The sequence below is a fragment of the Roseovarius carneus genome (assembly GCF_020141465.1).
In the GTDB taxonomy this organism is placed as follows: domain Bacteria; phylum Pseudomonadota; class Alphaproteobacteria; order Rhodobacterales; family Rhodobacteraceae; genus Roseovarius; species Roseovarius carneus.
The window spans coordinates 1116656-1141347 of sequence record NZ_JAHSPD010000001.1 but is presented as its reverse complement, the minus strand read 5'-3'; the positions used below and the strand labels follow the sequence as shown (position 1 = coordinate 1141347).

General features: G+C 61.4%; 26 protein-coding genes. 12 read left to right on the top strand and 14 right to left on the bottom strand.

Annotated elements, in window-relative coordinates; all coding sequences use genetic code 11:
• Nucleotides 1-21: 21 nt before the first annotated feature.
• Nucleotides 22-309 (bottom strand): co-chaperone GroES, encoded by a 288-nt coding sequence (locus tag KUD11_RS05645; protein ID WP_109385842.1) that lies wholly within the window; start codon nucleotides 307-309, stop codon nucleotides 22-24.
• A 415-nt stretch (nucleotides 310-724) separates the two neighbouring features.
• On the bottom strand, nucleotides 725-1420 hold the full coding sequence (locus KUD11_RS05640; RefSeq protein WP_109385844.1) for a DUF2161 domain-containing phosphodiesterase: 696 nt from the start codon (nucleotides 1418-1420) through the stop codon (nucleotides 725-727).
• A gap of 96 nt (nucleotides 1421-1516) precedes the next feature.
• Here KUD11_RS05640 and KUD11_RS05635 point away from each other — a divergent pair, with 96 nt between their 5' ends.
• The 7 genes from KUD11_RS05635 to KUD11_RS05605 all read left to right on the top strand — a co-directional run bounded on the left by KUD11_RS05635 (nucleotide 1517) and on the right by KUD11_RS05605 (nucleotide 6802).
• Nucleotides 1517-2437 (top strand): manganese-dependent inorganic pyrophosphatase, encoded by a 921-nt coding sequence (locus KUD11_RS05635; RefSeq protein WP_109388179.1) that lies wholly within the window; start codon nucleotides 1517-1519, stop codon nucleotides 2435-2437.
• A gap of 20 nt (nucleotides 2438-2457) precedes the next feature.
• Nucleotides 2458-2730, top strand: a complete 273-nt coding sequence (locus KUD11_RS05630; RefSeq protein WP_219930176.1) for a DUF1294 domain-containing protein — start codon at nucleotides 2458-2460, stop codon at nucleotides 2728-2730.
• A gap of 105 nt (nucleotides 2731-2835) precedes the next feature.
• On the top strand, nucleotides 2836-3711 hold the full coding sequence (locus KUD11_RS05625; protein ID WP_181375304.1) for a TIGR01459 family HAD-type hydrolase: 876 nt from the start codon (nucleotides 2836-2838) through the stop codon (nucleotides 3709-3711).
• Nucleotides 3712-3813: 102 nt separating this feature from the next.
• Nucleotides 3814-4257: a MaoC family dehydratase gene (locus KUD11_RS05620; RefSeq protein WP_109385846.1), complete on the top strand. Its 444-nt coding sequence runs from the start codon at nucleotides 3814-3816 to the stop codon at nucleotides 4255-4257.
• 120 nt (nucleotides 4258-4377) lie between these two features.
• Nucleotides 4378-5316 (top strand): bifunctional riboflavin kinase/FAD synthetase, encoded by a 939-nt coding sequence (locus tag KUD11_RS05615; protein WP_109385848.1) that lies wholly within the window; start codon nucleotides 4378-4380, stop codon nucleotides 5314-5316.
• Nucleotides 5313-5756 carry a YcgN family cysteine cluster protein gene (locus KUD11_RS05610; RefSeq protein WP_109385850.1) on the top strand — a complete coding sequence of 148 codons (444 nt, stop codon included), beginning with the start codon at nucleotides 5313-5315 and terminating at the stop codon, nucleotides 5754-5756. The genes KUD11_RS05615 and KUD11_RS05610 overlap by 4 nt, the downstream gene beginning before the upstream one ends.
• A complete protein-coding gene (locus KUD11_RS05605; RefSeq protein WP_109385852.1) occupies nucleotides 5756-6802 on the top strand; it encodes a threonine aldolase family protein in 1047 nt (348 codons plus the stop codon). The genes KUD11_RS05610 and KUD11_RS05605 overlap by 1 nt, the downstream gene beginning before the upstream one ends.
• 26 nt (nucleotides 6803-6828) lie before the next feature.
• Here KUD11_RS05605 and KUD11_RS05600 read toward each other — a convergent pair whose 3' ends face one another.
• Nucleotides 6829-7635 carry an alpha/beta fold hydrolase gene (locus KUD11_RS05600; RefSeq protein ID WP_109385854.1) on the bottom strand — a complete coding sequence of 269 codons (807 nt, stop codon included), beginning with the start codon at nucleotides 7633-7635 and terminating at the stop codon, nucleotides 6829-6831.
• A 3-nt stretch (nucleotides 7636-7638) separates the two neighbouring features.
• Nucleotides 7639-8238, bottom strand: a complete 600-nt coding sequence (locus tag KUD11_RS05595) for a 2-hydroxychromene-2-carboxylate isomerase (protein WP_109385856.1) — start codon at nucleotides 8236-8238, stop codon at nucleotides 7639-7641.
• Between the two features lie 105 nt (nucleotides 8239-8343).
• On the opposite strand from KUD11_RS05595, the gene KUD11_RS05590 reads away from it, so the two are divergent.
• The gene (locus KUD11_RS05590) at nucleotides 8344-9360 is read left to right on the top strand and encodes a ribose-phosphate pyrophosphokinase (protein WP_109385858.1); all 1017 of its coding nucleotides are present in this window, start codon (nucleotides 8344-8346) and stop codon (nucleotides 9358-9360) included.
• 27 nt (nucleotides 9361-9387) lie between these two features.
• Here the strand turns inward: KUD11_RS05590 and KUD11_RS05585 are convergent, their stop codons facing one another.
• From KUD11_RS05585 to KUD11_RS05555, 7 genes are all read right to left on the bottom strand, one after another.
• Nucleotides 9388-9738, bottom strand: coding sequence for an H-type lectin domain-containing protein (locus tag KUD11_RS05585; RefSeq protein ID WP_109388183.1), 351 nt, complete (start codon nucleotides 9736-9738; stop codon nucleotides 9388-9390).
• 121 nt (nucleotides 9739-9859) lie between these two features.
• Nucleotides 9860-10285 (bottom strand): F0F1 ATP synthase subunit epsilon, encoded by a 426-nt coding sequence (locus KUD11_RS05580; RefSeq protein ID WP_109385860.1) that lies wholly within the window; start codon nucleotides 10283-10285, stop codon nucleotides 9860-9862.
• Nucleotides 10286-10355: 70 nt separating this feature from the next.
• On the bottom strand, nucleotides 10356-11780 hold the full coding sequence (atpD, locus tag KUD11_RS05575; protein ID WP_109385862.1) for a F0F1 ATP synthase subunit beta: 1425 nt from the start codon (nucleotides 11778-11780) through the stop codon (nucleotides 10356-10358).
• Between the two features lie 22 nt (nucleotides 11781-11802).
• Nucleotides 11803-12681 carry a F0F1 ATP synthase subunit gamma gene (locus KUD11_RS05570; RefSeq protein WP_109385864.1) on the bottom strand — a complete coding sequence of 293 codons (879 nt, stop codon included), beginning with the start codon at nucleotides 12679-12681 and terminating at the stop codon, nucleotides 11803-11805.
• Between the two features lie 15 nt (nucleotides 12682-12696).
• A complete protein-coding gene (gene atpA, locus KUD11_RS05565) occupies nucleotides 12697-14235 on the bottom strand; it encodes a F0F1 ATP synthase subunit alpha (protein WP_109385866.1) in 1539 nt (512 codons plus the stop codon).
• Nucleotides 14236-14802 carry a F0F1 ATP synthase subunit delta gene (locus KUD11_RS05560; protein ID WP_109385868.1) on the bottom strand — a complete coding sequence of 189 codons (567 nt, stop codon included), beginning with the start codon at nucleotides 14800-14802 and terminating at the stop codon, nucleotides 14236-14238. It lies immediately after the preceding gene.
• A gap of 377 nt (nucleotides 14803-15179) precedes the next feature.
• Nucleotides 15180-15926 (bottom strand): methyltransferase domain-containing protein, encoded by a 747-nt coding sequence (locus tag KUD11_RS05555; RefSeq protein ID WP_109385870.1) that lies wholly within the window; start codon nucleotides 15924-15926, stop codon nucleotides 15180-15182.
• A gap of 80 nt (nucleotides 15927-16006) precedes the next feature.
• On the opposite strand from KUD11_RS05555, the gene gloB reads away from it, so the two are divergent.
• The 3 genes from gloB to KUD11_RS05540 all read left to right on the top strand — a co-directional run bounded on the left by gloB (nucleotide 16007) and on the right by KUD11_RS05540 (nucleotide 20219).
• On the top strand, nucleotides 16007-16774 hold the full coding sequence (gene gloB, locus KUD11_RS05550) for a hydroxyacylglutathione hydrolase (protein ID WP_181375305.1): 768 nt from the start codon (nucleotides 16007-16009) through the stop codon (nucleotides 16772-16774).
• 146 nt (nucleotides 16775-16920) lie between these two features.
• Nucleotides 16921-19251 (top strand): ATP-dependent Clp protease ATP-binding subunit ClpA, encoded by a 2331-nt coding sequence (gene clpA / locus KUD11_RS05545; RefSeq protein WP_109385874.1) that lies wholly within the window; start codon nucleotides 16921-16923, stop codon nucleotides 19249-19251.
• A complete protein-coding gene (locus KUD11_RS05540) occupies nucleotides 19251-20219 on the top strand; it encodes a M23 family metallopeptidase (RefSeq protein ID WP_109385876.1) in 969 nt (322 codons plus the stop codon). The genes clpA and KUD11_RS05540 overlap by 1 nt, the downstream gene beginning before the upstream one ends.
• Here the strand turns inward: KUD11_RS05540 and KUD11_RS05535 are convergent, their stop codons facing one another.
• The 3 genes from KUD11_RS05535 to KUD11_RS05525 form a co-directional block, all read right to left on the bottom strand.
• Nucleotides 20220-21857 (bottom strand): peptidoglycan -binding protein, encoded by a 1638-nt coding sequence (locus KUD11_RS05535; protein WP_109385878.1) that lies wholly within the window; start codon nucleotides 21855-21857, stop codon nucleotides 20220-20222.
• 3 nt (nucleotides 21858-21860) lie between these two features.
• Nucleotides 21861-23018, bottom strand: a complete 1158-nt coding sequence (locus KUD11_RS05530; protein WP_109385880.1) for a biopolymer transporter ExbB — start codon at nucleotides 23016-23018, stop codon at nucleotides 21861-21863.
• A 66-nt stretch (nucleotides 23019-23084) separates the two neighbouring features.
• Complete coding sequence (locus KUD11_RS05525) at nucleotides 23085-23615, bottom strand: gamma-glutamylcyclotransferase (RefSeq protein WP_109388184.1); 531 nt, start codon at nucleotides 23613-23615, stop codon at nucleotides 23085-23087.
• A gap of 67 nt (nucleotides 23616-23682) precedes the next feature.
• Here KUD11_RS05525 and KUD11_RS05520 point away from each other — a divergent pair, with 67 nt between their 5' ends.
• Nucleotides 23683-24690, top strand: a complete 1008-nt coding sequence (locus KUD11_RS05520) for a DUF2125 domain-containing protein (RefSeq protein WP_109385882.1) — start codon at nucleotides 23683-23685, stop codon at nucleotides 24688-24690.
• Nucleotides 24691-24692: the final 2 nt, after the last annotated feature.

Here is a 24692-nt window from a genome sequence, read left to right as displayed (position 1 = left end):
GTGCGAAATCTCGGGTTGGCCTCAGGCCATTTTGCCCAGAATGTCGCTTTCTTTCATGATCAGCAGCTCTTCACCGTCGATGGTGATCTCGGTGCCGGACCATTTGCCGAACAGCACACGATCGCCGGCCGAAACGGCCATCTCGATCAGCTCACCGTTGTCTTTGCGGGCGCCTTCGCCGCAAGAAACGATTTCGCCTTCGCTCGGCTTTTCTTTTGCGCTTTCGGGGATGATAAGTCCGCCGGAAGTTTTCTCTTCGCTCTCAACGCGGCGAACAAGCACGCGGTCATGCAGCGGTTTAAATGCCATCTTCGAGGCTCCTTAGCTCAAAGTTTTTCCGAAATGGCCCCTCCCCAGTTGCCTAGTGGGGCCGTTAGCACTCAGGGTGTGCGAGTGATAACAGCGCACAGGTAGGCAGCGTGCGACACGGAGTCAACATGCTGCGATGAAATTTTGATCCGGTTTGGCGGCGTTGGTTTGTTTTGCGCAGGGCACAGAGGCTCTCTTTGGCGTTAAGCATTTGTTAACCTTTACATCAGGCTGCGGTGTAGCGTTGCGTCGCTATCCTCTAACTTGCTGTCTCTACGCGTAAATATGTTTAAGGCAGCATTTGATGAACGAACTCGCCCTCGCAGCAATATACTGCATCCTCATGCTCGGCGGCGAAACCGAGACGCGGATCGCGCAGGCGGCGCTCCTATCGCGGTGCAAGCATGTAAAACCTTCACTCGCCCAAGGCGTTTGCATCAGCTTTGAGCGGCGGCGCTTCGGTGAGCAGCGCAGCTTCACCTGCCTCGCTCAGCGCGTATAGGCCGCGCGCGGCACGGCAGAACCAGCCGTGATGATTGTCCGCCATGATCCGGGTCGCGCGGGTGACACCGGTTTGCGCCGCAACCTGTGCCCCTTTGACCACGCCGTTTTGGGCCAGATACGCAGCACAGCGCAGCGCATCCTGGCGGTAGGATGTGGTGATCTTGCCATTGGTGCCGCCCATGGTGGGATCGCCCGCACGGGTGGTGAATTCCGTCATCAGCGCCTTGCGTTTGACCTTGGATTTGCGCGGCTGAAAAGGGGCAGGTTTGGCGTGGACCTGCACAGTGCCATCGGTGAGCGTCACGGAGAGCACCCCAAGCCCCAACCGTTTGCAAAGGCCGATATTGCCCTTGAACGCGCGCCAGCCCGCCTTGCCGGACCAGCGCGGCACGGCCACATAGACCTCATCGGTGATGGCCTGACGGGCGATGGCCTGTTGCAGCAGCGTCAGCGAAAAGGTAGTTTTCAACTCGCAGATCAGCGGCTCGGCTCCGGGCTTGAGCGCCATGATGTCAGCCGCGCCCACCTCACCTTTGACGGTATAGCCCTGCGCCTCAAAATAGGCTTTGACGGGGGCATAGAGCGCGGTTTCAGCGGGTTTGGGCATGACGCCAGAGTGGACGCAGCAGCCGAGCGTGACAAGCCCGCAAAGCGCGCCTATAAGCGGGCCAAAATCACACCCATTCCTGAGGACGCGCCCTTCATGACCACGCTTGTTTTTGGCCACAAATCCCCCGACACCGACAGCACCGGAAGCCCGATCATCTGGGCGTGGTATCTCAATCAGATCAAAGGCGAGGCGGCCAAGCCCGTCCTGCTGGGCGAGCCGAATACCGAGGCCGCCTTCATGCTCAAACGCTGGGGGCTGGAGATGCCCGAGATCATTGCCGATGTGGCGGCGGATACACCCGTGGTGATCGTGGATACGAACAACCCAGCGGAGCTGCCTCCGGGGATCAACGGCGCGGATATCCGTGGGATCATCGACCATCACAAGCTGGTAGGCGGGCTTGAGACCAAGGGACCAATTGAGATCCGGATGGAGCCTGTGGCCTGCACCGCAACGATCATGTGGAAAATGATCGGCAAAGACATGGCGCAGATGCCCGAGGGCGTGAAGGGCGCGATGCTGTCGTGTATCCTCAGCGATACGCTGGAATTCCGCAGCCCGACAACAACACAGGAAGACAAGGCGATTGCGTCGGATCTGGCCAAGGAACTGGGCGTGGATATCAGCGAATATGCCGCCGAGCTTTTTGCGGCCAAATCGGACGTATCGGCCTTCTCGGACGCCGCATTGCTGCGGATGGACAGCAAGGAATATGCCGTCGAGGACACGAAATTCCGCGTCTCGGTTCTGGAGACGACATCGCCCAAGATGGTTCTGGACCGCAAGGCAAGCCTGATGGAGAGCATGAGCACCGTTGCCGCCGAGGATGGTGTGGATCAAGTGCTTTTGTTCGTAGTCGATATCCTCAACGAGGAGGCGACGCTTCTGGTGCCAAATGATCTGGTGAAAAAGCTGGCCAAGGCATCATTTGGTGCCGAGGTGACGGGCGATACGGTTGTTCTGCCCGGCGTGATGAGCCGCAAGAAACAGATCATTCCCAACCTCACGCTGTAACCGCTTTGCTAGAGCTTGGCGTGATCGCGGCTTTGGTCGCGCTCAACATCGCCACATGGTTCACATATCGCTTCGATAAGGCCCAGTCGCGCGTAGACGGGCAGCGCGTTCCGGAAAAGCGGCTTCTGGCGCTGGCGGCTTCTGGAGGCTGGCCTGCGGCAAAGCACGCGCAGCATCACTTTAGGCACAAGACACGCAAGCAACCCTTTGCGCGGCAGCTCAACCTGATCGTCCTGGGCTGGCTTACCGGGCTTTGGGTGCTGCTCTCGCTCGCGCTGCTGGGCGGGCCCTGAAGCGTTTCGACGCATGTGCACGGCGCGCCGCTTTGGCCAGCGCCTCTGGCGCCGCAGAGCGCGTCCTGCCATATGTGGGCCGACCCAGATATCAGGAGGCCCCCCTTGACCCGTATCATCCAATCCCTGTCCGAGATTTCCCGCAATTATGATGCGCTTTACGTCGATCTGTGGGGCTGCGTACACAACGGGGTGACGGCGTTTCCCGAAGCGGTGGCAGCGCTGCAAACCTACCGCGCGCAAGGTGGGATCGTGATCCTCGTCACCAATTCGCCCAAACCACGCGCGGGCGTCGAGGCGCAGATGGGCCAGTTCGGCGTGCCCGCCGACGCCTATGACGCGATTGCCACTTCGGGGGATTCCGCACGCACGGCAATGTATCGCGGGGCGGTGGGCGAAAAGGTCTACTTCATGGGGGAATGGGCCCGCGATGCAGGGTTCTTTGATCCGATCAGCGTGGTAGAGGCCCCCGTCGAGATCACCCGCGTGCCCTTGCAGGAGGCGGAAGGGATCGTGTGCTGCGGCCCGTTCGATCCGATGGCCGACCCGGACGTGAACCGCGCGGATTTTCTCTACGCCAAGCAAAAGGAGATGAAGCTCTTGTGCGCTAACCCTGATCTGGTGGTGGACCGGGGCGAGACGCGCGAATGGTGCGCGGGCGCGCTGGCGCGGCTTTACACTGAGATGGGCGGCGAGAGCCTTTATTTCGGCAAGCCCTACCCACCGATCTATGATCTGGCACGGCGGCGGCTGACCGCCCTGGGCAAGAACATCGGTGAGAGCGCGATTTTGGCGATCGGGGACGGCATTGCGACGGATGTGGCGGGCGCCATGGGCGAGGATATCGATTCGCTCTTCATCTCTGGAGGACTTGCGGCGGCGGAGACAAAAACCAACGGACAGCCTGATCCAAAAGCCCTAAGCACTTATCTTGAAAAGGAAATGTCCTCTCCAACCTTCGCAATGGGGCACTTGCGATAGGAAAATAAAGCTTGCGTTTCTGCGACTGCGAAGTAATTAAGTTGCCAATAAGGGTCGCGTTAGCGTCCTAAAATTACGCATCACTCTACCAAGAGGGCCCTCATGTTGGACAATTTACCGCGCGGCACCATCACCATCGAAGAGATTGAAATGGGCATGGTGCGCCACCTGCAAAAGGTGGTGACGGACGCCGATATCGAGATGTTCGCCGAGGTCTCGACCGACCGCAACCCGGTACATCTGGATGATGAGTATGCCCGCGACACGATTTTCGAGGGGCGGATTGCGCATGGGATGCTCACAGCGGGGCTGATCTCGGCCGTGATCGGTGAGCAGCTTCCGGGCCATGGCACGGTCTATATGGGACAAAGCCTGAAGTTTCTGGCCCCCGTGCGCCCCGGCGACATGGTGCGCGCCGAGGTCGAGGTGATTGGCATTGATCATGGCAAGCGGCGGGTGCAGCTTGACTGCCGCTGCATGGTGAACGGCAAGAAGGTTCTGGTGGGCGAAGCGACGGTTCTGGCCCCCTCGGGCAAGTTCGACTAAAGCATTTTGCATTTAATCTGAGGCTCAGGTTTTATGCAAAACGCGCGCAACAGTCTCAGGCCGTGGGCGCATACGGGCAGCACCCTTGCAGCCTCTGCGATGTGACGCTACCCCTGCGACATGCGTATCATCCGCGACTACACTTTCGTTGATAAAAGCAACCGGGGCGCGAGTGCGGCCATCGGCAATTTTGACGGTGTGCATATCGGCCATCAATCCGTAATCAACATCGCCCGGCAGGCGGGCGCAGATATTGGCGCGCCCCTTGGCGTGCTGACCTTCGAGCCGCATCCGCGTGAGTTTTTCGCACCCGATGCCCCGCCCTTCCGTTTGATGAGTTCGGCCGCGCGCGCAAGCCGTCTGGCCAAGCTGGGCGTGGAGCGTCTCTATGAGATCAACTTCAACGCAGGCCTCAGCACCCTCACGCCCGAGGACTTCGCGCGTCAGGTGATTGCCGAGGGTCTGGGCCTGCGCCACATCGTGGTGGGCGCTGATTTCTGCTTTGGCGCGGGGCGCGCCGGGACGGCTCAGGATTTGCAGCGCTTCGGGGCCGAGATGGGCTTTGGCGTCAGCATCGCCACGCTTCTGGAGGGGCAAAGCGGTGAGGTCTCCTCCACCGCGATCCGGGCTGCGCTCAGCGAAGGCCGCCCGCGCGCCGCGGCTGCGATGCTCGGTCATTGGCACCGGATCGAAGGCGTTGTGATCGGCGGCGAGCAGCGTGGCCGGGAGCTGGGATATCCAACCGCCAATATGTCCATCGAAGGGCTGCACCAGCCGAAATTTGGTGTCTATGCCGTGGAAGTGGACGTGCTGACAGGCCCGCACAAGGGCAACTATGGAGGCGCGGCCTCGCTTGGCGTGCGCCCACAATTTGCAGGCGAGGTGCCAAACCTGGAGACGTTCATCTTTGATTTCTCCGGCGATCTTTACGGCGCGGAGCTGTCTGTGGCCCTCGTGGAATATCTGCGCCCTGAGGCCACATTCGACAGCCTTGAGGCTTTCATCGCTCAGATGGACGCCGATTGCGCCCAGGCCCGCCGCCTTCTGGCTGCCCCATGAGAGAACGGTTTTGGGAGACGGTCCCGCTCAAGGGGATGACGCGGGACGAGTGGGAAGCCCTCTGCGATGGCTGTGGCAAATGCTGCATGAACAAGCTGGAGGATGAGGATACGGGTGAGGTCGCGCTGACCCGCGTGGCCTGCCGCCTTTTCGACGACACGACCTGCAAATGCGCACAATATCCCATCCGGCATCAATTCGTGCCGGAATGTATTGTCCTCAAGCCCACGAATATGGACACCAACCTCTATTGGATGCCCGAAACCTGCGCCTATAAGCTTCTGTGGCAGGGCAAACCGCTCTACCCTTGGCACCCGCTGATCTCAGGCACGCCCGAGAGCGTCCACGCCGCGGGCGTGTCGATGCAGCACCGCACAGTGGCAGAATTCGAAGTTTCTGAGGACGACTGGGAAGATCATATTATCGAGGAGCCGCTCTGATGTATTTCTATTCCGACAATTGCGGGCCAATGCACCCGAATGTACGCGCCGCCCTGCTCGCCGCTGATGAGGGGTTCATGCCATCCTATGGCAATGATCCGATCATGGACGAGGTGCGCGACCAGATCCGCGATCTCTTTGGCGCGCCCGACGCCGCCGTCTATCTGGTGGCGACAGGCACGGCGGCCAATGCGCTTGGCCTCGCCACAATCACCAAACCTTGGGACACGGTGTTTTGCACCTCGCTGGCCCATATCAACGTGGATGAATGCAACGCGCCCGAGTTTTATACCGGCGGCGCCAAGCTTTCGCTGGTTGGGTCCGGGGATAAGATGACGCCCGAGGCGTTGGAGCAACGGATCACGGGCTATGGCACGGGCAATGTGCACACCTCGCAACGTGGCCCGGTGCAGATCACGCAAGTTACTGAAATGGGGCGGCTTTATACGCTGGGGGAATTGCGCGCGCTCACCGATGTGGCGCGGGCATACGGCCTGCCCACCTTCATGGATGGCGCACGTTTTGCCAATGCGATGGCCGCATTGGGCTGCACCGCACGGGAGATGACCGTGGACGCTGGCATTGATGCGCTCAGCTTTGGTGGCACGAAAAACGGCTGCGCGGGTGTCGAAGCCGTGGTGTTTTTTGAGCCCGACCATGCGTGGGAATTTGAGCTGCGCCGCAAACGGGGCGCGCATCTGGTCTCCAAGCACCGTTATCTCTCGGCGCAGATGCAGGGCTATCTTGCGGAGGACACATGGCTCAAAGCAGGCGCGCAGGCCAATGCCAATGCGGCGCGGTTGACTGCCGGGCTGCGCGGTGTGGTAGGCCTTGAGTTTGTCGAGGAGCCTGAGGCCAACATGATCTTCGCCACCTTGCCCCGCCACGCGCACCAGACGCTCAAGGCGGGCGGCGCAGAGTACGGGCTTTGGGGTGATCTTGAGGGCGATCCCGATGAGCGGGTGATGATGCGGTTGGTCTGCGATTGGTCCATCACGCACGCCATGATCGACGAGTTTCTCGACCTTGCGCGCGGCCTGACATAGCGGGAGCGTGGCGCAACGGCTTTAGTTTAGCCCCGCAAGAACCGCAAAATCTCGGTGCTGACCGCCTGCGGATGCGTGATCGGCGACATGTGGCCCGCGCCACCAATAACGGACCGCTCCGCCCCCGCAAGGCGCGCGGCCAGCACCATATTGATCGCGCCGATGATCTCCGGCGAGCGGCTTCCCTCAATCAAGAGGCTCGGCCCCGGCAGCGCCTCCAGCACCCCCGGCGCCAAAAGCCCGCCTACATCACCGTAAAGCGCAGGACCCGCCGCCGCGATAAGCGGCATCTGTGCAGCCAGCCGGGCGCGCTGCACCTCGGGGATGCGCGCCCAAGGGGTGCCGTCGCCCCAGAGCCGCAGGAACGCCTGCGCGGCGGCCTCATACGCCCCGGCCTCCATCGCATCCTCGAACGGCGCGACCTCCGCCGCATGAAGCGCGCGCAGCCGGGCATCCTCCCCGAGGGCGACGGCAAAGAACACAGGCTCGATCAGAACCATCCGCCGCACGCAGCCGGGAAAGAGATGCGCCATGCGCAGCGCCACAGTGGCCCCAAACGAATGGCCGATGACATCCACAGGCCCCGCACCCGCGCAATCGGCGGCCATGCGCGCCGAAAGCGCCTGCATCTCCGCCACGCCATCCCAATCGCCGCTGCGTCCATGGCCCGGCAGGTCAAAGGCAGTCATCGTCAAAGCGCCGGACAGGTGTTGCGCCAGACCGCCCCAAACATTTGATTGTGCGAGGCTGCAATGGATCAAGAGCGCCTGCTGCGGCCCCTGCCCAAAACTGGTCCAGTAGGTAGGAAAGCCGCCCTTAAGCCCGCGCGGCATTGATCACAGCTTGCCCGCGAGATGCAATTCCAGATCGGCCAGCCTGTCCTGGCCCCAGAAATTCTGCCCTGTATCCACCGCAAAGAACGGCGCGCCAAATACATCGCGGCGCACGGCCTCCTCCAAATTGCCGCCATAGGCCTCGGCCCCTTGCAACAGGCCGCTATCGGCGAGGCTTGCGTCAAACCCCGCCTCAGCAAGACAGGCTTTCACCACGCCGTCCTCGGCAATATCGCGATCCTCGGCCCAGATGGCGCGGCCAAACGCATGAACCAACGTGCCCAGATCACCACCGCCCGCCGCCTGCGCCGCAATAATCGCATAAGACGAGGGCGCGGAGTTTGTCGGCCAATGGGCAGGTTTGAGATTGAGCGGCAGACCCATCAGTTTTGCGCGCCGCGCCATGTCCTGAAGCCTGTAGGCCTGTCGCGCGGGGTGGCGATCCTTGGGCGGAAGCCCCCCGGTCCGGGCAAAAAGCGCCATAATGTCCATTGGCCGGTAGGTCACGCTCGCCCCGGTACGGGCCGCTATCTCGTCCACTGATTTGCCCGAAAGGTAGGTGAAAGGTGACAGTGTCGAGAAAAAGTAGTCGATATGAGCCATTTTGCAGATCCTTCCGGCTGAGCAGCTTTGCCAGACCCTACGCCCATGCTAAGCGGTGTCAACGTGACGAATCTGTCATTCAGACCACCTGCGGGGACCCCACACATGCCAGCTACACCGGAACCGAAACTCATCTCGGGCAATGCCAACATGCCATTGGCTAAAGCCGTGGCGCGACGTATGTCGATGCATCGCGGAATATCCGTCGATCTCGTTGAGGCGCGGGTTGAGCGGTTCAACGATGGCGAGATCTTCGTCGAAGTGTTCGAGAACGTGCGCGGCGAGGACATGTTCATCATCCAGAGCACGTCTAACCCGGCCAATGACAATCTCATGGAGCTTTTGATCATGGCCGATGCGCTGCGTCGCTCCTCGGCCAAGCGTATCACCGCCGTAATCCCCTATTTCGGATACGCGCGCCAGGATCGCCGCTCCAAGGCCCGCACGCCCATTTCGGCCAAGCTGGTTGCGAATATGCTGGTAGAGGCGGGGATCGAGCGGGTTCTGACCATGGACCTGCACGCGGCGCAAATTCAGGGTTTTTTCGATATCCCGGTGGACAACCTTTATGCCTCTCCGGTCTTTGCGCTGGATATCCTGACGCAGTTCAAAGGCCATATTGACGAGCTGATGGTCGTCTCACCCGATGTGGGCGGCGTGACTCGCGCGCGCGAGCTTGCCAAGCGGATCGGCGCGCCTCTGGCCATCGTAGACAAACGCCGCGAGCATGCGGGGGAAGTCGCCGAGATGAACGTGATCGGGGATGTAACGGGCAAACGATGCATCATCGTGGATGATATGTGCGACACCGCCGGCACGCTTTGCAAGGCGGCTGAGGTCCTTTTGGAGGGCGGCGCGCAGGAGGTGCACGCCTATACCACGCACGGCGTTCTGTCGGGCCCTGCGGTTGAGCGGATCACCAACTCCGTTCTGAAATCCATGGTGATCACCGATACGATCGCCCCCACCGCGGCAGTGCAGGCCACACCCAATATCCGCATCATCCCCACCGCACCCGTCTTTGCGCAGGCGATTTTGAACATTTGGAACGGCACATCCGTATCGTCTCTCTTCGACACGCCCACGCTTGAGCCTGTCTATGAAGGGCAGTTCGGGAACTAAGGCTATAAGAACGCGCCTGGGGGACCTTTAATAAAGCTCCCAGTCGTCCTCGGCCAAGACCTCCCCGATGGAGAGCCAGCGCACCCGTGCGCGCGCCACATGGGTGTCGGACCATGTGCGGAACACGATCTCGAACCCGGTCTCGGAGATGTTTTCGGCATTCACCTCAACACGAGAGTTTGTCGCGCTGTCGATGTCCCACATGGACAGCGCACATTGCACGAATGGCGGGTCGCGATACCGCTCGGTGAAGCGGATGGAATGACGGCGGCTGCGGTCACCGGCGCCGGCCCACATCTCTCCATCAAATTCGTAATCGGAAAACAGGACGATCTCGCCCTGGTCGATACCAATCAATCTGTTGTCAAACCGTTTCATGCAAAATCCGTTTTGTCGGCTGCGCGTCTTATAAAAGCTCAATTCGGCAAAATTGAGGTGCGAAACGAAAAAAGGCCCGCTGTTGGCAGGCCTTTCGTCAATCACTGTGTCACGGGCGGGCTTAGCTCGCGCTGAGGCCAATGTGATCGCCAATCGCCACCATATCAGACAGCAGCTTGGCCGCGTCGTCAACAGGACCGGGCTCGTTCTTGAACGTCTCTTGCGCCTTGGCGAGGTGGGCGGTTGCGTGGTCCACCAGTTCCTTGAACATCTCTTGGGTCATGTCGCCGCGCGGGATCGCCCGCTCGGCCAGAACCGAAACGCCTTCGGGGTTGATCTCGGCAAAACCGCCGGTCACCACGAACTCCTTGTCGCCCTCGGGCCCTGCAACCTTCAGCACGCCGGGGCGCAGGGTGGTGATCAGGGGCATGTGGTCCGCCATGGCCGTCAGATCGCCATCCGCGCCGGGGATATGCACCTCAGCGGCCTGAACCGACAGCAAAAGCCGCTCGGGCGACACCAGATCGAATTGCACTGTTCCAGCCATCAAGGCCTCCTGTCATTTCGTCGTCTCGGGGCACAGATGCGCACCCCGAGCCTGTCTCTATCGCCTTGGATCAGGCGGCGTCGGCTGCCATACGCTCGGCTTTTGCCTTCACGTCTTCAATGCCGCCAACCATGTAGAACGCGCCTTCGGGGAGGTGATCATACTCACCTGCCACAACCGCTTTGAACGAGGCGACAGTGTCCGCGAGCGGCACCTGAATCCCGTCCGAGCCGGTGAAGACCTTGGCCACGTCGAAGGGCTGGCTGAGGAAGCGCTGAATTTTGCGCGCGCGCGAAACGGTCAGCTTGTCCTCCTCTGAGAGTTCATCCATGCCGAGGATCGCGATGATATCTTGCAGCGATTTGTAGCGCTGAAGGATACCTTGGACGTCACGCGCCACTTGGTAATGCTCTTCGCCCACAACGGTGGGGTCCATCAGGCGCGACGTGCTGTCAAGCGGGTCCACAGCGGGGTAGATACCCAGTTCGGAGATGGCGCGCGACAGAACGGTCGTGGCATCAAGGTGCGCGAACGATGTGGCTGGTGCGGGGTCGGTAAGGTCATCGGCGGGCACGTAGACGGCCTGCACAGACGTAATGGAGCCAGCTTTGGTCGAGGTAATCCGCTCCTGCATCTGGCCCATATCGGTGGCCAGCGTGGGCTGGTAGCCCACAGCGGAGGGGATACGGCCCAGAAGGGCGGACACTTCGGAGCCCGCTTGGGTAAAGCGGAAGATGTTGTCCACGAAGAAGAGAACATCGGCACCGGACTGATCGCGGAACTGCTCGGCCAAGGTCAGGCCGGTCAGGGCGACGCGCATCCGCGCACCGGGAGGTTCGTTCATCTGGCCATAGACCAGCGCCACTTTGGACTCCGGCAGGTTGTCAGGAACGATAACGCCCGATTCGATCATCTCGTGATACAGGTCGTTACCCTCACGTGTCCGCTCACCGACACCGGCGAAAACCGACAGGCCCGAGTGCACACGCGCGATGTTGTTGATCAGTTCCATAATCAGAACTGTCTTGCCCACGCCCGCACCGCCGAAGAGGCCAATCTTGCCGCCCTTCGCATAAGGTGCCAGCAGGTCAACCACTTTGATACCTGTCTCAAGGATCTCAGACGTGGTGGACTGTGCCGCGAAATCAGGCGCGTCCTGGTGGATCGAGCGGGTCTCATCGAGGGCAATATCGCCCTTTTCGTCAATCGCTTCGCCCACCACGTTCAGGATACGGCCCAGCGTGGCGTTGCCCACGGGAACCGTGATCGGGCCGTCAGTGTCAGTCACGTCCTGACCGCGCACGAGACCCTCGGTCGCGTCCATCGCAATGGTGCGGACGGTGTTTTCGCCAAGGTGCTGGGCCACTTCGAGCACCAGCGTCTTGCCGTTGTTGTCGGTGGTCAGAGCATTCAAAATCTCGGGGAGGTGATCGCCGAACTGAACGTCGACCACGGCGCCGATCACCTGAGTGATTTTGCCTTTTGCATTTGCCATATCGTTGGACTCCGGTTCTGGTCTACAGCGCTTCCGCGCCGGAAATAATTTCAATCAGCTCGTTCGTGATCACAGCCTGACGCGAGCGGTTATACTGAATGGTCAGCTTGTCGATCATCTCGCCCGCGTTGCGCGTCGCGTTGTCCATAGCGGACATGCGCGCGCCCTGCTCGGACGCCCCGTTCTCCAGCAACGCGCTGAAGATTGCCGTGGCCACACCGCGCGGCAGAAGATCGGCAAGGATCGCCTGCTCGTCCGGCTCGTAGTCATAAAAGGCGCTGGCGCCCTCTTCTTCGGCAGGGGCCTCAAAGGAGGCCGGGATGATCTGTTGGATCGTCGGGATCTGGCTGACCACATTCTCAAAGCGCGAGAAGAAGATCTTGGCCACGTCAAACTCACCCGCGTCAAAACGCTCCAGCACGCCGCGCGCGATGGATTGCGCGTCACCGTAGCCCACATTCTTGATCTCCGTCATGTCGACGTGATCAATAAAATGCGCGCTAAGGTCGCGTTTGATCGCGTCGCGGCCCTTCTTGCCCACAGTGACGATCTTAACCGTCTTACCGTCTGCGATAAGGCGCTGTGCCTCAGCTTTGGCAAGCTTTGCGATGTTGGCGTTGAAGCCGCCGCACAGGCCACGCTCCGCAGTCAGCACGACCAACAAATGCGTCTGATCACTTCCCGTGCCGCTGAGCAGACGGGGCGCGTTCTCGGACTGGCCCACCGATGCGGCGAGCGATCCCATAACGGCGTTGAAACGCTCGGTATAGGGGCGCGCGGCCTCGGCAGATTCCTGAGCGCGGCGAAGTTTCGCCGCGGCCACCATCTGCATCGCCTTTGTGATCTTGCGGGTCGATTTGACCGACTCGATCCTCATTTTCAGGTCCTTCAAAGAAGGCATGAAAAAGCCTCCTTATCAGTAGGTTGACACGAACTCGTCGAGGACCGCTTTCATCTTGTCGACATTCTCGCCGCCCTTGAACTTGGGGTCGTCTTTCGCAATCCAAGCTAGGAAATCGGCCTTTTGGTTACGCAAGAAGGCGAGCATGGACGCCTCGAACTTACCCACCTCCGACACCGGGATCTTGTCCAGATAGCCGTTGGTGCCCGCGAAAATGACGCAGACGATCTCGGCATTGGTCAGCGGCGCGTATTGCGGCTGCTTCATAAGCTCCGTAAGGCGCGCGCCACGGTTCAAAAGCTGCTGCGTTGCCGCATCCAGATCCGACCCAAACTGCGCGAAGGCCGCCATTTCGCGGTACTGCGCGAGGCTCAGCTTCACCGGGCCCGCCACCGAGGACATGGCCGATGTTTGTGCCGACGAGCCAACGCGGCTGACCGACAGACCGGTGTTCACGGCAGGGCGGACACCCTGATAGAAAAGCTCGGTCTCAAGGAAGATCTGACCATCGGTGATTGAGATCACGTTTGTCGGAATAAAGGCCGACACGTCGCCGCCTTGGGTCTCAATGATCGGCAGAGCCGTCAGCGAGCCGTTGCCCGCATCATCGCCCAGTTTCGCCGACCGCTCCAGCAGGCGAGAGTGGAGATAGAACACGTCACCGGGATACGCTTCGCGGCCGGGTGGGCGGCGCAGCAGGAGCGACATCTGGCGGTAGGCCACGGCCTGTTTGGACAGATCATCATAGACGATCAGGGCATGACGGCCATTGTCGCGGAAATGCTCAGCCATCGCTGTCGCGGAATAGGGCGCGAGGAACTGCATCGGCGCAGGGTCAGAGGCGGTTGCCGCGACCACGATCGTGTATTCAATCGCGCCGGTTTCTTCCAGCTTCTTCACAAGCTGCGCCACGGTCGAGCGTTTCTGCCCAACAGCCACGTAGATGCAGTAGAGCTTCTTGCTTTCATCATCGCCAGCCGCGTCGTTATACGCTTTTTGGTTCAGGATCGCGTCGAGGGCCACGGCGGTCTTGCCGGTCTGACGGTCGCCAATGATCAGCTCGCGCTGGCCACGACCAATTGGGATCATCGCGTCCACGGACTTGAGGCCGGTCGCCATCGGCTCATGCACGGATTTGCGCGGGATGATGCCCGGCGCTTTCACGTCGGCAAGGCCGCGTGCCTTGGTCTTGATCGGGCCTTTGCCATCAATTGGGTTGCCAAGGCCGTCCACGACCCGGCCCAGAAGCTCGTCACCGATGGGCACATCCACGATGGACTTGGTGCGCTTAACGGTGTCGCCTTCCTTGATGTCACGGTCAGAGCCGAAGATCACGACGCCGACATTGTCAGCCTCGAGGTTCAGCGCCATGCCCATGATCTTGCCAGGGAATTCAACCAGCTCACCGGCCTGCACATTGTCGAGGCCGTGAACGCGCGCGATACCATCGCCCACGGACAGCACCCGGCCAACTTCGGCCACTTCGGCGTCTTGGCCGAAATTCTTGATCTGGTCCTTCAGGATTGCAGAAATCTCTGCCGCTTGGATACCCATTTATCCGACCTCTTTCATTGAACTCTGGAGGGATGAGAGCTTGGAGCGGATCGACGTGTCGATCATCTTCGAGCCCACCTTGACGATAAGACCACCGATGAGGCTTTCATCGACGGTCGCGTTGATTTTGACATCCTTGCCCACGCTGGCTTTCAGCGTTTTGGCCAATTTGTCGGACTGCGCCTTGGTCAGCGCCTTGGCACTTGTGACGTCGGCATTCACTTCGCCCTTTTCATCCGCGATCAGCGCGCGAAGCTGCGCAATAAGCTGAGGCAGCACAAAGAGGCGGCGTTTCTCGGCCATAAGGGCCATACCCTGCGCCAGCGGCACGGGCAATTTCATCTTCTTGGCGATGGCAGCGATAGCGGCACCTTGCTCGGCGCGGCTCAGCACGGGGCTGGAGATCACTTCGCGCAGATCCGAGCTGCCTTCAAGGGCGGCGGCAAGGTCATCGACGCCTGCTTCCAGCTTGGGCAGCAGCTTGCCCTCTTGTGACAATTCAAAAATCGCGGTGGCATAGCGCTCGGCGATACCGGAGGAAATCGAAGCTGGTTCGGACACGTCCACCCTTCCGACAATTTGCCCCGGTTTGCCGCGATTGTCGCGTCCGGGGACGTTTGCGGCGCATGCGCGCCAAATTCACTGTGATCCGGCGTGGGTCTAGCAGAGCGTTGCAGGCTTGCCAAGTTTCTATGCGGTTGTAGAGCCTGTTAGAAAATACATATTTTTCAATATGTTGATCGGCATGCGACCGTTTGCGCAAGATTTTCTGACGCAAAAACTCGTAAATTTCACGACTGGTGCCGATTCCGTGAGCCACTGCGCCGCAAACTCCGCATCAACCCGCCCTCAGCCCGTTACCGCTACCATTGACGCAAGGCAACAACGCGATGCATCTGAGCCACTCCCCAGCCCCGGTCGGCACCCTCAGGCCCTGATCCGTATCAGACCGGCTTTGCCTGTGGTGTGGCCGCGGGTTGCAGCGCCTCAAGCGGTTTGCGCACCTTAACCCTCAGGCCCGGCCCGCGCGGCGCGTGAACACGTTTGCTCGCTTGCACGATCAGCACCCCGCCCGCCGCGATCATCGACAGCGATCCGCCCAGATGTTCCCACATGCCCGCGGTCTTGCGCCAAAAGCGCCGTGTGCTGGGGGGTTGGTACAACGTGTGCAGATGCCGCTCTGGCAGAAAACTGTGGGCCTTGAGCTGACTTTCGAGCTGCGATTGACTATAGGGCCTGCCGAAACCAAAAGGCGTGCGATCCGAGCGCGACCAGAGCCCCGCCCGGTTCGGCACCACAAAAAGCGCGGACCCGCCGGGGCCGAGCACGCGCCAGCATTCCTCCAGAAGATCCGCTGGCCGCTCGCTCGCCTCAAGCCCATGCATCACCAAAAGCTTGTCCACATGCCCCGTCTCCAACGGCCAGAGCGTTTCCTCGCACAAAACAGAGACATTCGGCATCCCTTGCGGCCATGCGATAACCCCTTGCGGCCCCGGCATAAGCGCCGTCACCCGACGTGCGTCCTTCAGATAGGGCCGCAAAAAAGGCACAGCAAAGCCAAACCCCACCACAGTCTGGCCCTTGGCCTCGGGCCAGCATTTTCGCAATTCTTCGCGCAGGGTTTTCTGCACAGCACGGCCCAGCGCGCTGCGATAATAAAAATTGCGAAGGTCCTGCACATCAAGATGCATTGCGAAGCCCCGAGTGATCCGTCAGTCTGAACCCTAGACCAAAACGCGCGCCCGGCGAAAGCCACATGAAAGGCAGGCCCATGACATTAGAGCTCGTAACCATCCCCTGCCTTGCCGATAATTATGCGTATCTCGCCCATGATCCGGCAACGGGTGAGACGCTGGCCGTGGATGTGCCCGAAGCGGCACCGATTATCTCGATGCTTGCGAACAAGGGCTGGACCCTCAGCCATGTGCTGCTAACGCATCATCACTGGGACCATGTGGATGGGCTGGGCGATCTTCTGGCCGCGCATCCAGCGATGGTGATCGGGGCCAAGGCAGATGCGCATCGCCTGCCGCCTTTGGATATCGCCGTGGCCGAGGGGGACCGGATCAAGATCGGCGGCGAGGCGGGCCATGTGATCGACGTGTCTGGCCACACGGTCGGCCACATCGCCGTGCATTTCCCCGGACCCGGGCTGCTTTTCACCGCCGACAGCCTGATGGCGCTTGGCTGTGGGCGGCTTTTCGAGGGGACGCCCGCGCAGATGTGGCAAAGCCTGAGCAAGCTTGCCGCCCTGCCCGGCGATACCATCGTGTGTTCGGGCCATGAATACACCGCCGCCAACGCCAAATTCGCACTGACCATTGACCCCGACAATTCTGCGCTTACCTCTCGTGTAGACGAAGTGAACGCGGCCCGCGCAACTGGCCAGCCGACGGTGCCCACGACCCTTGAGACAGAGCGTGCGACAAACCCGTTCCTGCGCGCCACCGATCCGGATATCCGGGCGCATTTGGGGCTGCAACATGCCAGCGATGCCGAGGTTTTCACGGAAATTCGCGCGCGGAAGGATCGGTTTTGAAGTGCACAGCAAACCCTCACATTTCGTAAAAGTGAGTGGTGCTGGAGAAAAAACCCTTGAAGCGCGGTCAATATCGACCAAACTTTAAGACAATAGGATCACGGTGACGGGCAACGCGCCCCAACCCCACAAGAAGGAGCACACAGGTGCCTTCATTCTCGACCACACTCGAACAGGCAATTCACGCGGCACTGGCCCTCGCCAACGCACGCCAGCACGAATTTGCAACGCTGGAGCATCTTTTGCTCGCGCTCATCGACGAGCCAGACGCGCACCGCGTGATGAAAGCATGTAGCGTAGAGACGGAAGAGCTGCGGGGCACGCTTGTGGATTTCATCGACGATGATCTGTCGAACCTCGTGACAGACATTGAAGGGTCTGAGGCCGTGCCAACTGCGGCGTTCCAGCGCGTGATCCAGCGCGCCGCGATCCATGTGCAAAGCTCGGGCCGCACGGAGGTGACCGGCGCAAATGTGCTCGTCGCCATCTTTGCCGAGCGCGAGAGCAACGCCGCCTATTTCCTGCAAGAGCAGGACATGACCCGCTATGACGCGGTGAATTTCATCGCCCACGGCGTGGCGAAAGACCCCGCCTTTGGCGAGGCGCGTTCGGTCTCGGGCGCGGAAGAGTCTGAGGATGGCCCGAAGATGTCGTCCGAATCCGACGCGGTGGAGCAGGGCGAAAGCGCGCTGGCCAAATATTGCGTCGACCTCAATGAGAAATCCCGGCAAGGCAATGTCGACCCGTTGATCGGCCGCGCCTCCGAGGTGGAACGGTGCATTCAGGTGCTCTGCCGCCGCCGTAAGAACAATCCCCTCTTGGTGGGTGATCCCGGGGTTGGCAAAACCGCCATTGCCGAGGGCCTCGCGCGCAAGATCGTGCAGGGCGAGACGCCTGAAATTCTATCCAAAACGACGATCTTCTCGCTTGATATGGGCGCGCTTCTGGCCGGCACACGGTATCGCGGTGATTTTGAGGAGCGTCTCAAGGCCGTGATGACTGAGATGGAGAACCACCCCGATGCGGTGCTCTTCATCGATGAAATTCACACCGTGATCGGCGCGGGCGCCACATCGGGCGGCGCAATGGACGCGTCCAACCTGCTGAAACCAGCGCTTCAGGGCGGCAAGCTGCGCTGCATGGGCTCCACCACCTTCAAGGAATTCCGCCAGCATTTCGAGAAGGATCGCGCGCTGAGCCGCCGGTTCCAGAAAATTGACGTGGCCGAGCCAACGGTGGAAGACGCGATCAAGATCCTCAAGGGCCTCAAGCCCTATTTCGAGGAACATCACAGCGTGAAATACACCAATGATGCGATCAAATCGGCGGTGGACCTCTCGTCGCGCTATATTAACGACCGCAAATTGCCCGACAAGGCGATTGACGTGATCGACGAAGCAGGGGCTGCGCAACATCTCCTGGTGGCCTCCAAACGTCGAAAATCCATCGGCACCAAAGAGATCGAGGATGTCGTGGCGAAAATCGCCCGTATCCCACCAAAAAACGTGAGCAAAAGCGACGCCGAGGTCCTCAAAGATCTCGAAGCCTCGCTCAAGCGGGTCGTGTTCGGACAGGACATGGCAATCGAGGCGCTGGCGTCGGCGATCAAGCTATCGCGCGCCGGTCTGCGGGAGCCGGAAAAACCCATTGGCAACTACCTCTTTGCAGGCCCCACGGGCGTCGGCAAAACCGAAGTGGCCAAACAGCTGGCCGATACGCTGGGCGTGGAGCTTTTGCGGTTCGATATGTCCGAATACATGGAGAAACACGCGGTCTCGCGCCTTATCGGTGCACCTCCCGGCTATGTCGGGTTCGATCAGGGCGGTCTGCTGACCGATGGCGTAGACCAGCATCCGCATTGTGTCTTGCTGCTTGATGAGATCGAGAAGGCGCACCCGGACGTGTTCAACATCCTGCTTCAGGTGATGGACCACGGCACGCTGACCGATCACAACGGGCGCACGGTCGATTTCCGCAATGTGGTGCTGATAATGACGTCCAACGCAGGCGCATCCGATATGGCGAAAGAAGCCATCGGCTTTGGTCGTGACAAGCGCACGGGCGAGGATACGGCGGCCATCGAGCGGACGTTCACGCCCGAATTTCGCAACCGTCTCGATGCGGTGATCAGCTTTGGCGCGCTGCCCAAAGAGGTCATCATGCAGGTGGTCGAGAAGTTCGTGCTGCAACTTGAGGCGCAGCTGATGGACCGCAACGTGACCATTGAGCTGACGAAACCCGCCGCCGAGTGGCTGGCGGATCGCGGCTATGACGAGAAGATGGGCGCGCGCCCTCTGGGCCGTGTGATTCAGGAGCACATCAAGAAACCGCTGGCCGAGGAGCTTCTCTTTGGCAAGCTGGCCAAGGGCGGGATCGTTCAGGTGGGCGTTAAGGACGGCAAGATTGATCTGCGGGTCGAAGGCCCCGGTCAGCCCCGCCTGACAGGCAAGAAGCCCCCGCTGCTCACCGCGGAGTGATGCGAAAAACCTTTGCGGCGGCGCTGATCCTTCTGGGGTCCGGCGCCGCGGCAGACCCTCCCCCGGCGCTCGGCCTGCCCGCCGATTGCACCTTGGGCGAGACATGTTTCATCCAGCAATATGTTGATTTTGATCCCGGCTCCGGGGCGTCTGACTTCATGTGTCAGGGCCTCAGCTATGATGGCCATCGCGGCACGGATTTCGGCCTGCCCTCGATGCGTGCGATGCATGCAGGCGTGCCGGTCATCGCTGCGGCCCCCGGCCGGGTGCGCGGCATCCGCGACGGCATGGCCGACCGTCTCTATACCGATGATATGGCCGCCGAGCTTGAGGGCAAGGATTGTGGCAATGGTGTCGCGATCCGCCACGCAGGTGGATGGGAGACGCAATATTGCCACCTGCGCCAAGGCTCCGTGCGGGTGGAGGCGGAGCAGCAGGTGGAGCGCGGCGATGTGCTTGGGTTCATTGGCCTCTCGGGGCGCACGCAATTCCCGCATGTCCACCTGACCGTGCGCCAAGATGGTGAGGTGGTGGATCCGTTCGATCCCGATGGGCAGATCACATGCGGCGCCCCTTCGCAGGAAACCCTCTGGCTTGATGCGCCTGAATATCGCCCCGGTGGCCTGCTTGCCGCTGGGTTCAGCACCGCCGTGCCCAGCTTCGACGACATCAAAGAGGGCATTGCGGGTCGCACTGATCTCGCGCCCGACGCACCGGCGCTAGTGGCGTGGGGGTACGCCTTTGGCGGGCGTGCGGACGACGTGATGCAGATCCGTATCATGGGGCCAGAGGGCGAGGTGTTCTCCCATTCCACGACCGTGGACAAGGCGCAGGCGCAGTTTTTCCGCGCCGCAGGCCGCCGCGCGCCGAGCGGTGGCTGGGAGGCAGGCAGCTATAGCGCCGAGATTTCGCTGCGCCGGGATGGGGCGATTGTCGATAGCATGACCACGCCGCTTACCATCCGCTGATCACCGCTCGGTAATCTTGAGCTCGATCCGACGGTTTTGCGCACGCGCCTCGGGCGTATCTTCGATGTTCACCGGCTGGTATTGCCCAAAGCCATTGGCCGCGAGACGGTCCGGCGGCAGACCAAGGAAGTCGATCATGTAGCGTACGACCGAGAGGGCCCGCGCTTGGCTCAGCTCCCAGTTATCTGCAAAATCGGGCGAATTGCGGATCGGCACATCATCCGTATGCCCATCGACGCGGATGACCCAATCAACGCTTTCGGGGATGTCTCCGGCCACGCGGCGCAGGATTTCAGCGACCTTGGCCACCTCGCCCCGGCCCGCATCCGAGAGGGTCGCGCGGCCCGGATCAAAGAGCACCTCGGACGAGAACACGAACCTGTCGCCCTCAATCCGCACACCGTCCTGCGTGCCCAAAACCTCGCGCAGGGCCGCGAAAAACTCCGAGCGGTAGCGCGCCAGATCCTGATTTTCCGCCTCCAGCCGCGCGGCTTTTTCCTCCTCCAATTCGCGGCGGCGGCGCTCTCCGGCGGCCACCCGCGCGAGTGCCGCATTCAGCTCATTGCCCAGCGATTGAAGCTGCACATCATTCGTGGCCTCGCGGGCGGATGCATCATCAAGAAGCGCCTGAAGCTCGCCCAATTGTGTGCGCAGAGCCGCGACCTGTTGGTTCAAAAGCGCCTGCTCGCGCAGGGCTGCCTCGGTCTGCTTGGTTTGCTCTGCTAGCGTGGCACGGGCCTGTGCGAGCAGCGCCGCACGCTCTTCTGCGGCGCTGAGTTGGGTGGCGGTGAGTGCAGCCTCAATATCCGCGCGCGCGATGTCGGCCGCCGCGAGAAGGGTCAATGTCTCCTCCGCCTCGCGCCGCTGCTCCTCCAGCGCGAGCGCCATCGCAGTAAGCTCAGCTGAGGCCCCTTCCAACCGCGCGCGCAGAGCCTCCGCCGCTGCCGCCTCGGCCAGCCGCGCAGCCTCCTCTTCGCTCAGCGCCTGTTGCAGCTCTGCTACCTCAGCGGTCAGCGCGCCTTGCGCCTCCTCCGCCGCACCGCGCAGATCCGCGATCAGCGCCTCAAGCACCTCGCGTTGTGCTGCGGCCAAACGGGCGGCCTCTTCTTGCGCATCCACCTCATCGCGCATCCCCGCAAGGGCCAGTTGCAATGCCTCCTGCTCGGACAAAAGCCCCGCTTGCGTGTTTTCCAAAGCGGCCACCTGCCCCAGCGCCGTGTCGCGTTGCGCCAAAAGGCCCGCGACCTGCTCCTCAAACGTGGCGATGCGGGCTGCTGCTGCGTCAAGGGCCGCGTCTTGCGTGTCACGCTCGGCACTGAGGGCCGCGATCTGTGCAGCCTGTGCAGCCTGCCTGTCACGCGCATCGCTCAACGTGGCCGTAAGCGTCCCGACCCGGTCCTCCAGCGTGCTTGCGCGATCCTGCTCCAGCCCGAGCGCGCGGGCAAGGGCCGCCACCTCGGACGACAGCGCATCAAGCTTGGTTTCTTGTCCTGTGATTGTCTCACGAAGGGCAAACTGCACCACCATAAAAATGGTCAGCACGAACATCAGGACCAGCAAAAGCCCTGTCATCGCATCCACGAAACCCGGCCAGATCGAGGCTTGAAAGCGTTGCCCAGTGCGCCGTGAGAGGGCCATGGCCTAGCGCCCCGCCTTGGCCCGCTCAAGCGCGCGGGTGAGCGTGGCCAGATCAGTGCGCAGCTCGGTCATGCTTTCCTGACGGCCCGCGCTGATCTCCTCCAGAATGCGTAACATCTGCACATCAATCGAGCGCAGCCGCATCCGGCTTTCCGCATCCAGCCCGTCATTGGCCTCGCGCGCGCCTAGCACATCGACCAAACGCTCCTGCCCGTCGGCGATCCGTGCCAGAATATCGTTGTCAGTGGTGCCCATCCGGCTGGCCAAATGCTCGACCGCAGTGGCCAATTGCGCCATGCGCGTGTCAGCTGCGATCCGGGCCTGCTCCGACCGCTCCATCAGCGATTGCAGCCCGTCCATCTGCGCGTTCATGTGATCCAGCACCCCGCCCATGGCATCTGAGCCGCCAGCGCCTTCGCCCTCGCTGCCCGCATATCCAACGCGGGTGATCGTGGACAGCCACTCCTCCAGCTCGCGGTAAAAGCGGTTCTGGCCATGACTGGCAAACAGCTCCAAAAGCCCGACCACCAGCGACCCCGCAAGACCCAGAAGCGATGAGGCAAAGGCCACACCCATCCCCCCAAGCTGCCCTTCAAGCCCCGTCATCAAACGGCTGAAGACCTCAACCCCGTCTTCACCCTCTTGCGGGGCAAGGCCACGGATTGTGTCCACAAGCGCAGGCACCGTGGTGGCAAGACCATAGAACGTACCCAAAAGGCCGAGGAAAATCAGCATGTTGACGATGTAGCGCGTGATCTCGCGCGCCTCGTCGATCCGTTGCGCCACGGAATCGAGGATGGAGCGTGCGGAGGTTTGCGCGATCTGCATCCGCTTGGCCCGTTGCCGCAGAAGGGTGGCCAGAGGCGCCAGAAGCTGCGGCGCCTTCGTCATCTCATGACCCGGCGTCTGCGCGGCAAACCCCTCAAGCCAGCGGACGGACCCGATCAGCTGAAACATCTGCCAAAAGCAGGCCAGCACGCCAATAACAAAAACAAAAATGATGAACCCGTTGAGATAGGGGTTCGCCTGAAACACCGGCAACACCCGGGGCAGCGCCAGAAAGACGCCAAACACAGTCAGACCAAGCACCACCAGCATCAAGATGATCTGGCGCACTGGATGAGAAAAATTCGGCTCGACCTCGCGGTCCGGCTGGTCCATTCGGACGCTCCCGACACTGTTTTGTTGCTCGCAGCCTACGCCATCCGGCCCCGCCACGCCAAGGGTTTATGCAGCCAGCGCCCGGACGCGCCGCGCCAGCCATTCCAGATCGGTATCCGCGATGCCAAGCTCGGCCAGATGCTGGGCCGTATTGTAGAGATATTCAGTATTTGGTCCGCGCCCGCCATGTGCCGCCACGATGATCTCGGCTTGCGCCTCAAGGGGCATACCGCCGCAATATTGCACATGGGCGGCATCAATCACATAGGTGACGGCCTGCGCTATCTCCCCATCGGCCATACGCACCTCAAGATTGCGCTCCACATAGGCCGAGGAGATCAGCTCGCGCGCGCGCAGATATTCCAGCACGTCCGCCTCCTGCCCACCGCGCACCGCCATCGCAACGCCTTGGCATGATGCGCCCGCTGCCGCGTCCAGCGCGAGGACCAGACCAGGGTTCTCATGGGTGCCACGATGATGGACCGAGCGCATGCAAAAGCTGCGTGCATACCCCTCAAGCGTAGCCAGCCGTTGCTCAGCCACCTCGAAACCGGGGTTCCACACCAGCGATCCATAGCCAAACACCCACATTGTCATTTTTCTGTTCCCCTCACGATCAGGCCCTATAAACACTATCTCAAACAGCACGAAAAGAGGACAGATCATGCGGGCAATAGTGGCAATCGTGCTTTTGGCGGCGGTGGCGTGGGTCGGATACTGGTTTATCGGGGCGCGCGCCGCCGAAACCGGCTTTGCCAGCTGGTTCGAGGAGCGCCGCGCGGATGGCTGGCAGGCGGAATATGGCGACATCGCCGTGGGCGGCTTTCCCAACCGGTTTGATGCCAATTTCACTGACATCTCGCTGGCCGATCCGGGCACCGGCCTGTCTTGGGACGCCCCTGTGTTTCAAATCCTCGCGCTCAGCTATCAGCCCAATCACGTGATCGCCGTCTGGCCCAACGCACAGCAAGTGGCCACACCCGAGGAGAAATTCACGCTCCGCTCCGAGGATATGCGCGCATCAATGGTGCTGGAGGCCAACACCGGCCTCACGCTTGACCGCGCAACGCTGACCGCATCCGCGCTCAGCGTCGCCTCGGTAGCGGGCGGCGCGCCATTGGGGGCCGAGGCCGTGACATTGGCCGTTGAGCGCGTGCCCGCGGACGCCGATGCGCATTACCATATGGGCTTGCGGGCCGATGGGCTGGCCCCCGCTGCGGGCTGGCTGGAGCGCGTCGATCAAAACGGCAACCTGCCAGAAACGCTGGAGACCGTGACTGCCGATTTCACCGTCGTTTTCGACCGCCCATGGGACCGCAACGCGATTGAGGTCGCCCGGCCTCAGCCGCGTGAGATAGTGCTGAAATTGGCCCAAGCACGCTGGGGGCAACTATCGCTTCAAGCCGCAGGCTCGGTCATGATTGATGCGCGCGGGCTGCCCGAGGGGAGCCTGACAATCAAGGCCGAGAACTGGCGCGAGATACTTGCCTTGGGTCGCGCCGCGGGCGCTCTCCCCGAGAGCCTTGCAGGGCCAATGGAGAACGCTCTGGGCCTTATGGCGGGGCTGTCGGGCAATCCATCGAGCCTTGATATCCCGCTTGATCTGCGCGGTGGGCGCATCTGGCTGGGGCCGATCCCGGTTGGGCCTGCGCCGGTGCTACGGCTGCGTTGATC

Excerpts from the sequence above, each read along its gene's own strand:
- KUD11_RS05590 (WP_109385858.1), top strand. The coding sequence starts at position 8,344 with ATGCCAGCTACACCGGAACCGAAACTCATCTCGGGCAATGCCAACATG.
- KUD11_RS05540 (WP_109385876.1), top strand. The coding sequence starts at position 19,251 with ATGCGAAAAACCTTTGCGGCGGCGCTGATCCTTCTGGGGTCCGGCGCC.
- KUD11_RS05635 (WP_109388179.1), top strand. The coding sequence starts at position 1,517 with ATGACCACGCTTGTTTTTGGCCACAAATCCCCCGACACCGACAGCACC.
- KUD11_RS05645 (WP_109385842.1), bottom strand. The coding sequence starts at position 309 with ATGGCATTTAAACCGCTGCATGACCGCGTGCTTGTTCGCCGCGTTGAG.
- KUD11_RS05600 (WP_109385854.1), bottom strand. The coding sequence starts at position 7,635 with ATGCCGCGCGGGCTTAAGGGCGGCTTTCCTACCTACTGGACCAGTTTT.
- KUD11_RS05640 (WP_109385844.1), bottom strand. The coding sequence starts at position 1,420 with ATGCCCAAACCCGCTGAAACCGCGCTCTATGCCCCCGTCAAAGCCTAT.
- KUD11_RS05555 (WP_109385870.1), bottom strand. The coding sequence starts at position 15,926 with ATGCATCTTGATGTGCAGGACCTTCGCAATTTTTATTATCGCAGCGCG.
- KUD11_RS05610 (WP_109385850.1), top strand. The coding sequence starts at position 5,313 with ATGAGAGAACGGTTTTGGGAGACGGTCCCGCTCAAGGGGATGACGCGG.
- gloB (WP_181375305.1), top strand. The coding sequence starts at position 16,007 with ATGACATTAGAGCTCGTAACCATCCCCTGCCTTGCCGATAATTATGCG.
- KUD11_RS05605 (WP_109385852.1), top strand. The coding sequence starts at position 5,756 with ATGTATTTCTATTCCGACAATTGCGGGCCAATGCACCCGAATGTACGC.
- KUD11_RS05580 (WP_109385860.1), bottom strand. The coding sequence starts at position 10,285 with ATGGCTGGAACAGTGCAATTCGATCTGGTGTCGCCCGAGCGGCTTTTG.
- atpA (WP_109385866.1), bottom strand. The coding sequence starts at position 14,235 with ATGGGTATCCAAGCGGCAGAGATTTCTGCAATCCTGAAGGACCAGATC.
- KUD11_RS05520 (WP_109385882.1), top strand. The coding sequence starts at position 23,683 with ATGCGGGCAATAGTGGCAATCGTGCTTTTGGCGGCGGTGGCGTGGGTC.
- KUD11_RS05585 (WP_109388183.1), bottom strand. The coding sequence starts at position 9,738 with ATGAAACGGTTTGACAACAGATTGATTGGTATCGACCAGGGCGAGATC.
- atpD (WP_109385862.1), bottom strand. The coding sequence starts at position 11,780 with ATGGCAAATGCAAAAGGCAAAATCACTCAGGTGATCGGCGCCGTGGTC.
- KUD11_RS05595 (WP_109385856.1), bottom strand. The coding sequence starts at position 8,238 with ATGGCTCATATCGACTACTTTTTCTCGACACTGTCACCTTTCACCTAC.
- KUD11_RS05570 (WP_109385864.1), bottom strand. The coding sequence starts at position 12,681 with ATGCCTTCTTTGAAGGACCTGAAAATGAGGATCGAGTCGGTCAAATCG.
- KUD11_RS05620 (WP_109385846.1), top strand. The coding sequence starts at position 3,814 with ATGTTGGACAATTTACCGCGCGGCACCATCACCATCGAAGAGATTGAA.
- KUD11_RS05525 (WP_109388184.1), bottom strand. The coding sequence starts at position 23,615 with ATGACAATGTGGGTGTTTGGCTATGGATCGCTGGTGTGGAACCCCGGT.
- KUD11_RS05615 (WP_109385848.1), top strand. The coding sequence starts at position 4,378 with ATGCGTATCATCCGCGACTACACTTTCGTTGATAAAAGCAACCGGGGC.
- KUD11_RS05530 (WP_109385880.1), bottom strand. The coding sequence starts at position 23,018 with ATGGACCAGCCGGACCGCGAGGTCGAGCCGAATTTTTCTCATCCAGTG.
- KUD11_RS05535 (WP_109385878.1), bottom strand. The coding sequence starts at position 21,857 with ATGGCCCTCTCACGGCGCACTGGGCAACGCTTTCAAGCCTCGATCTGG.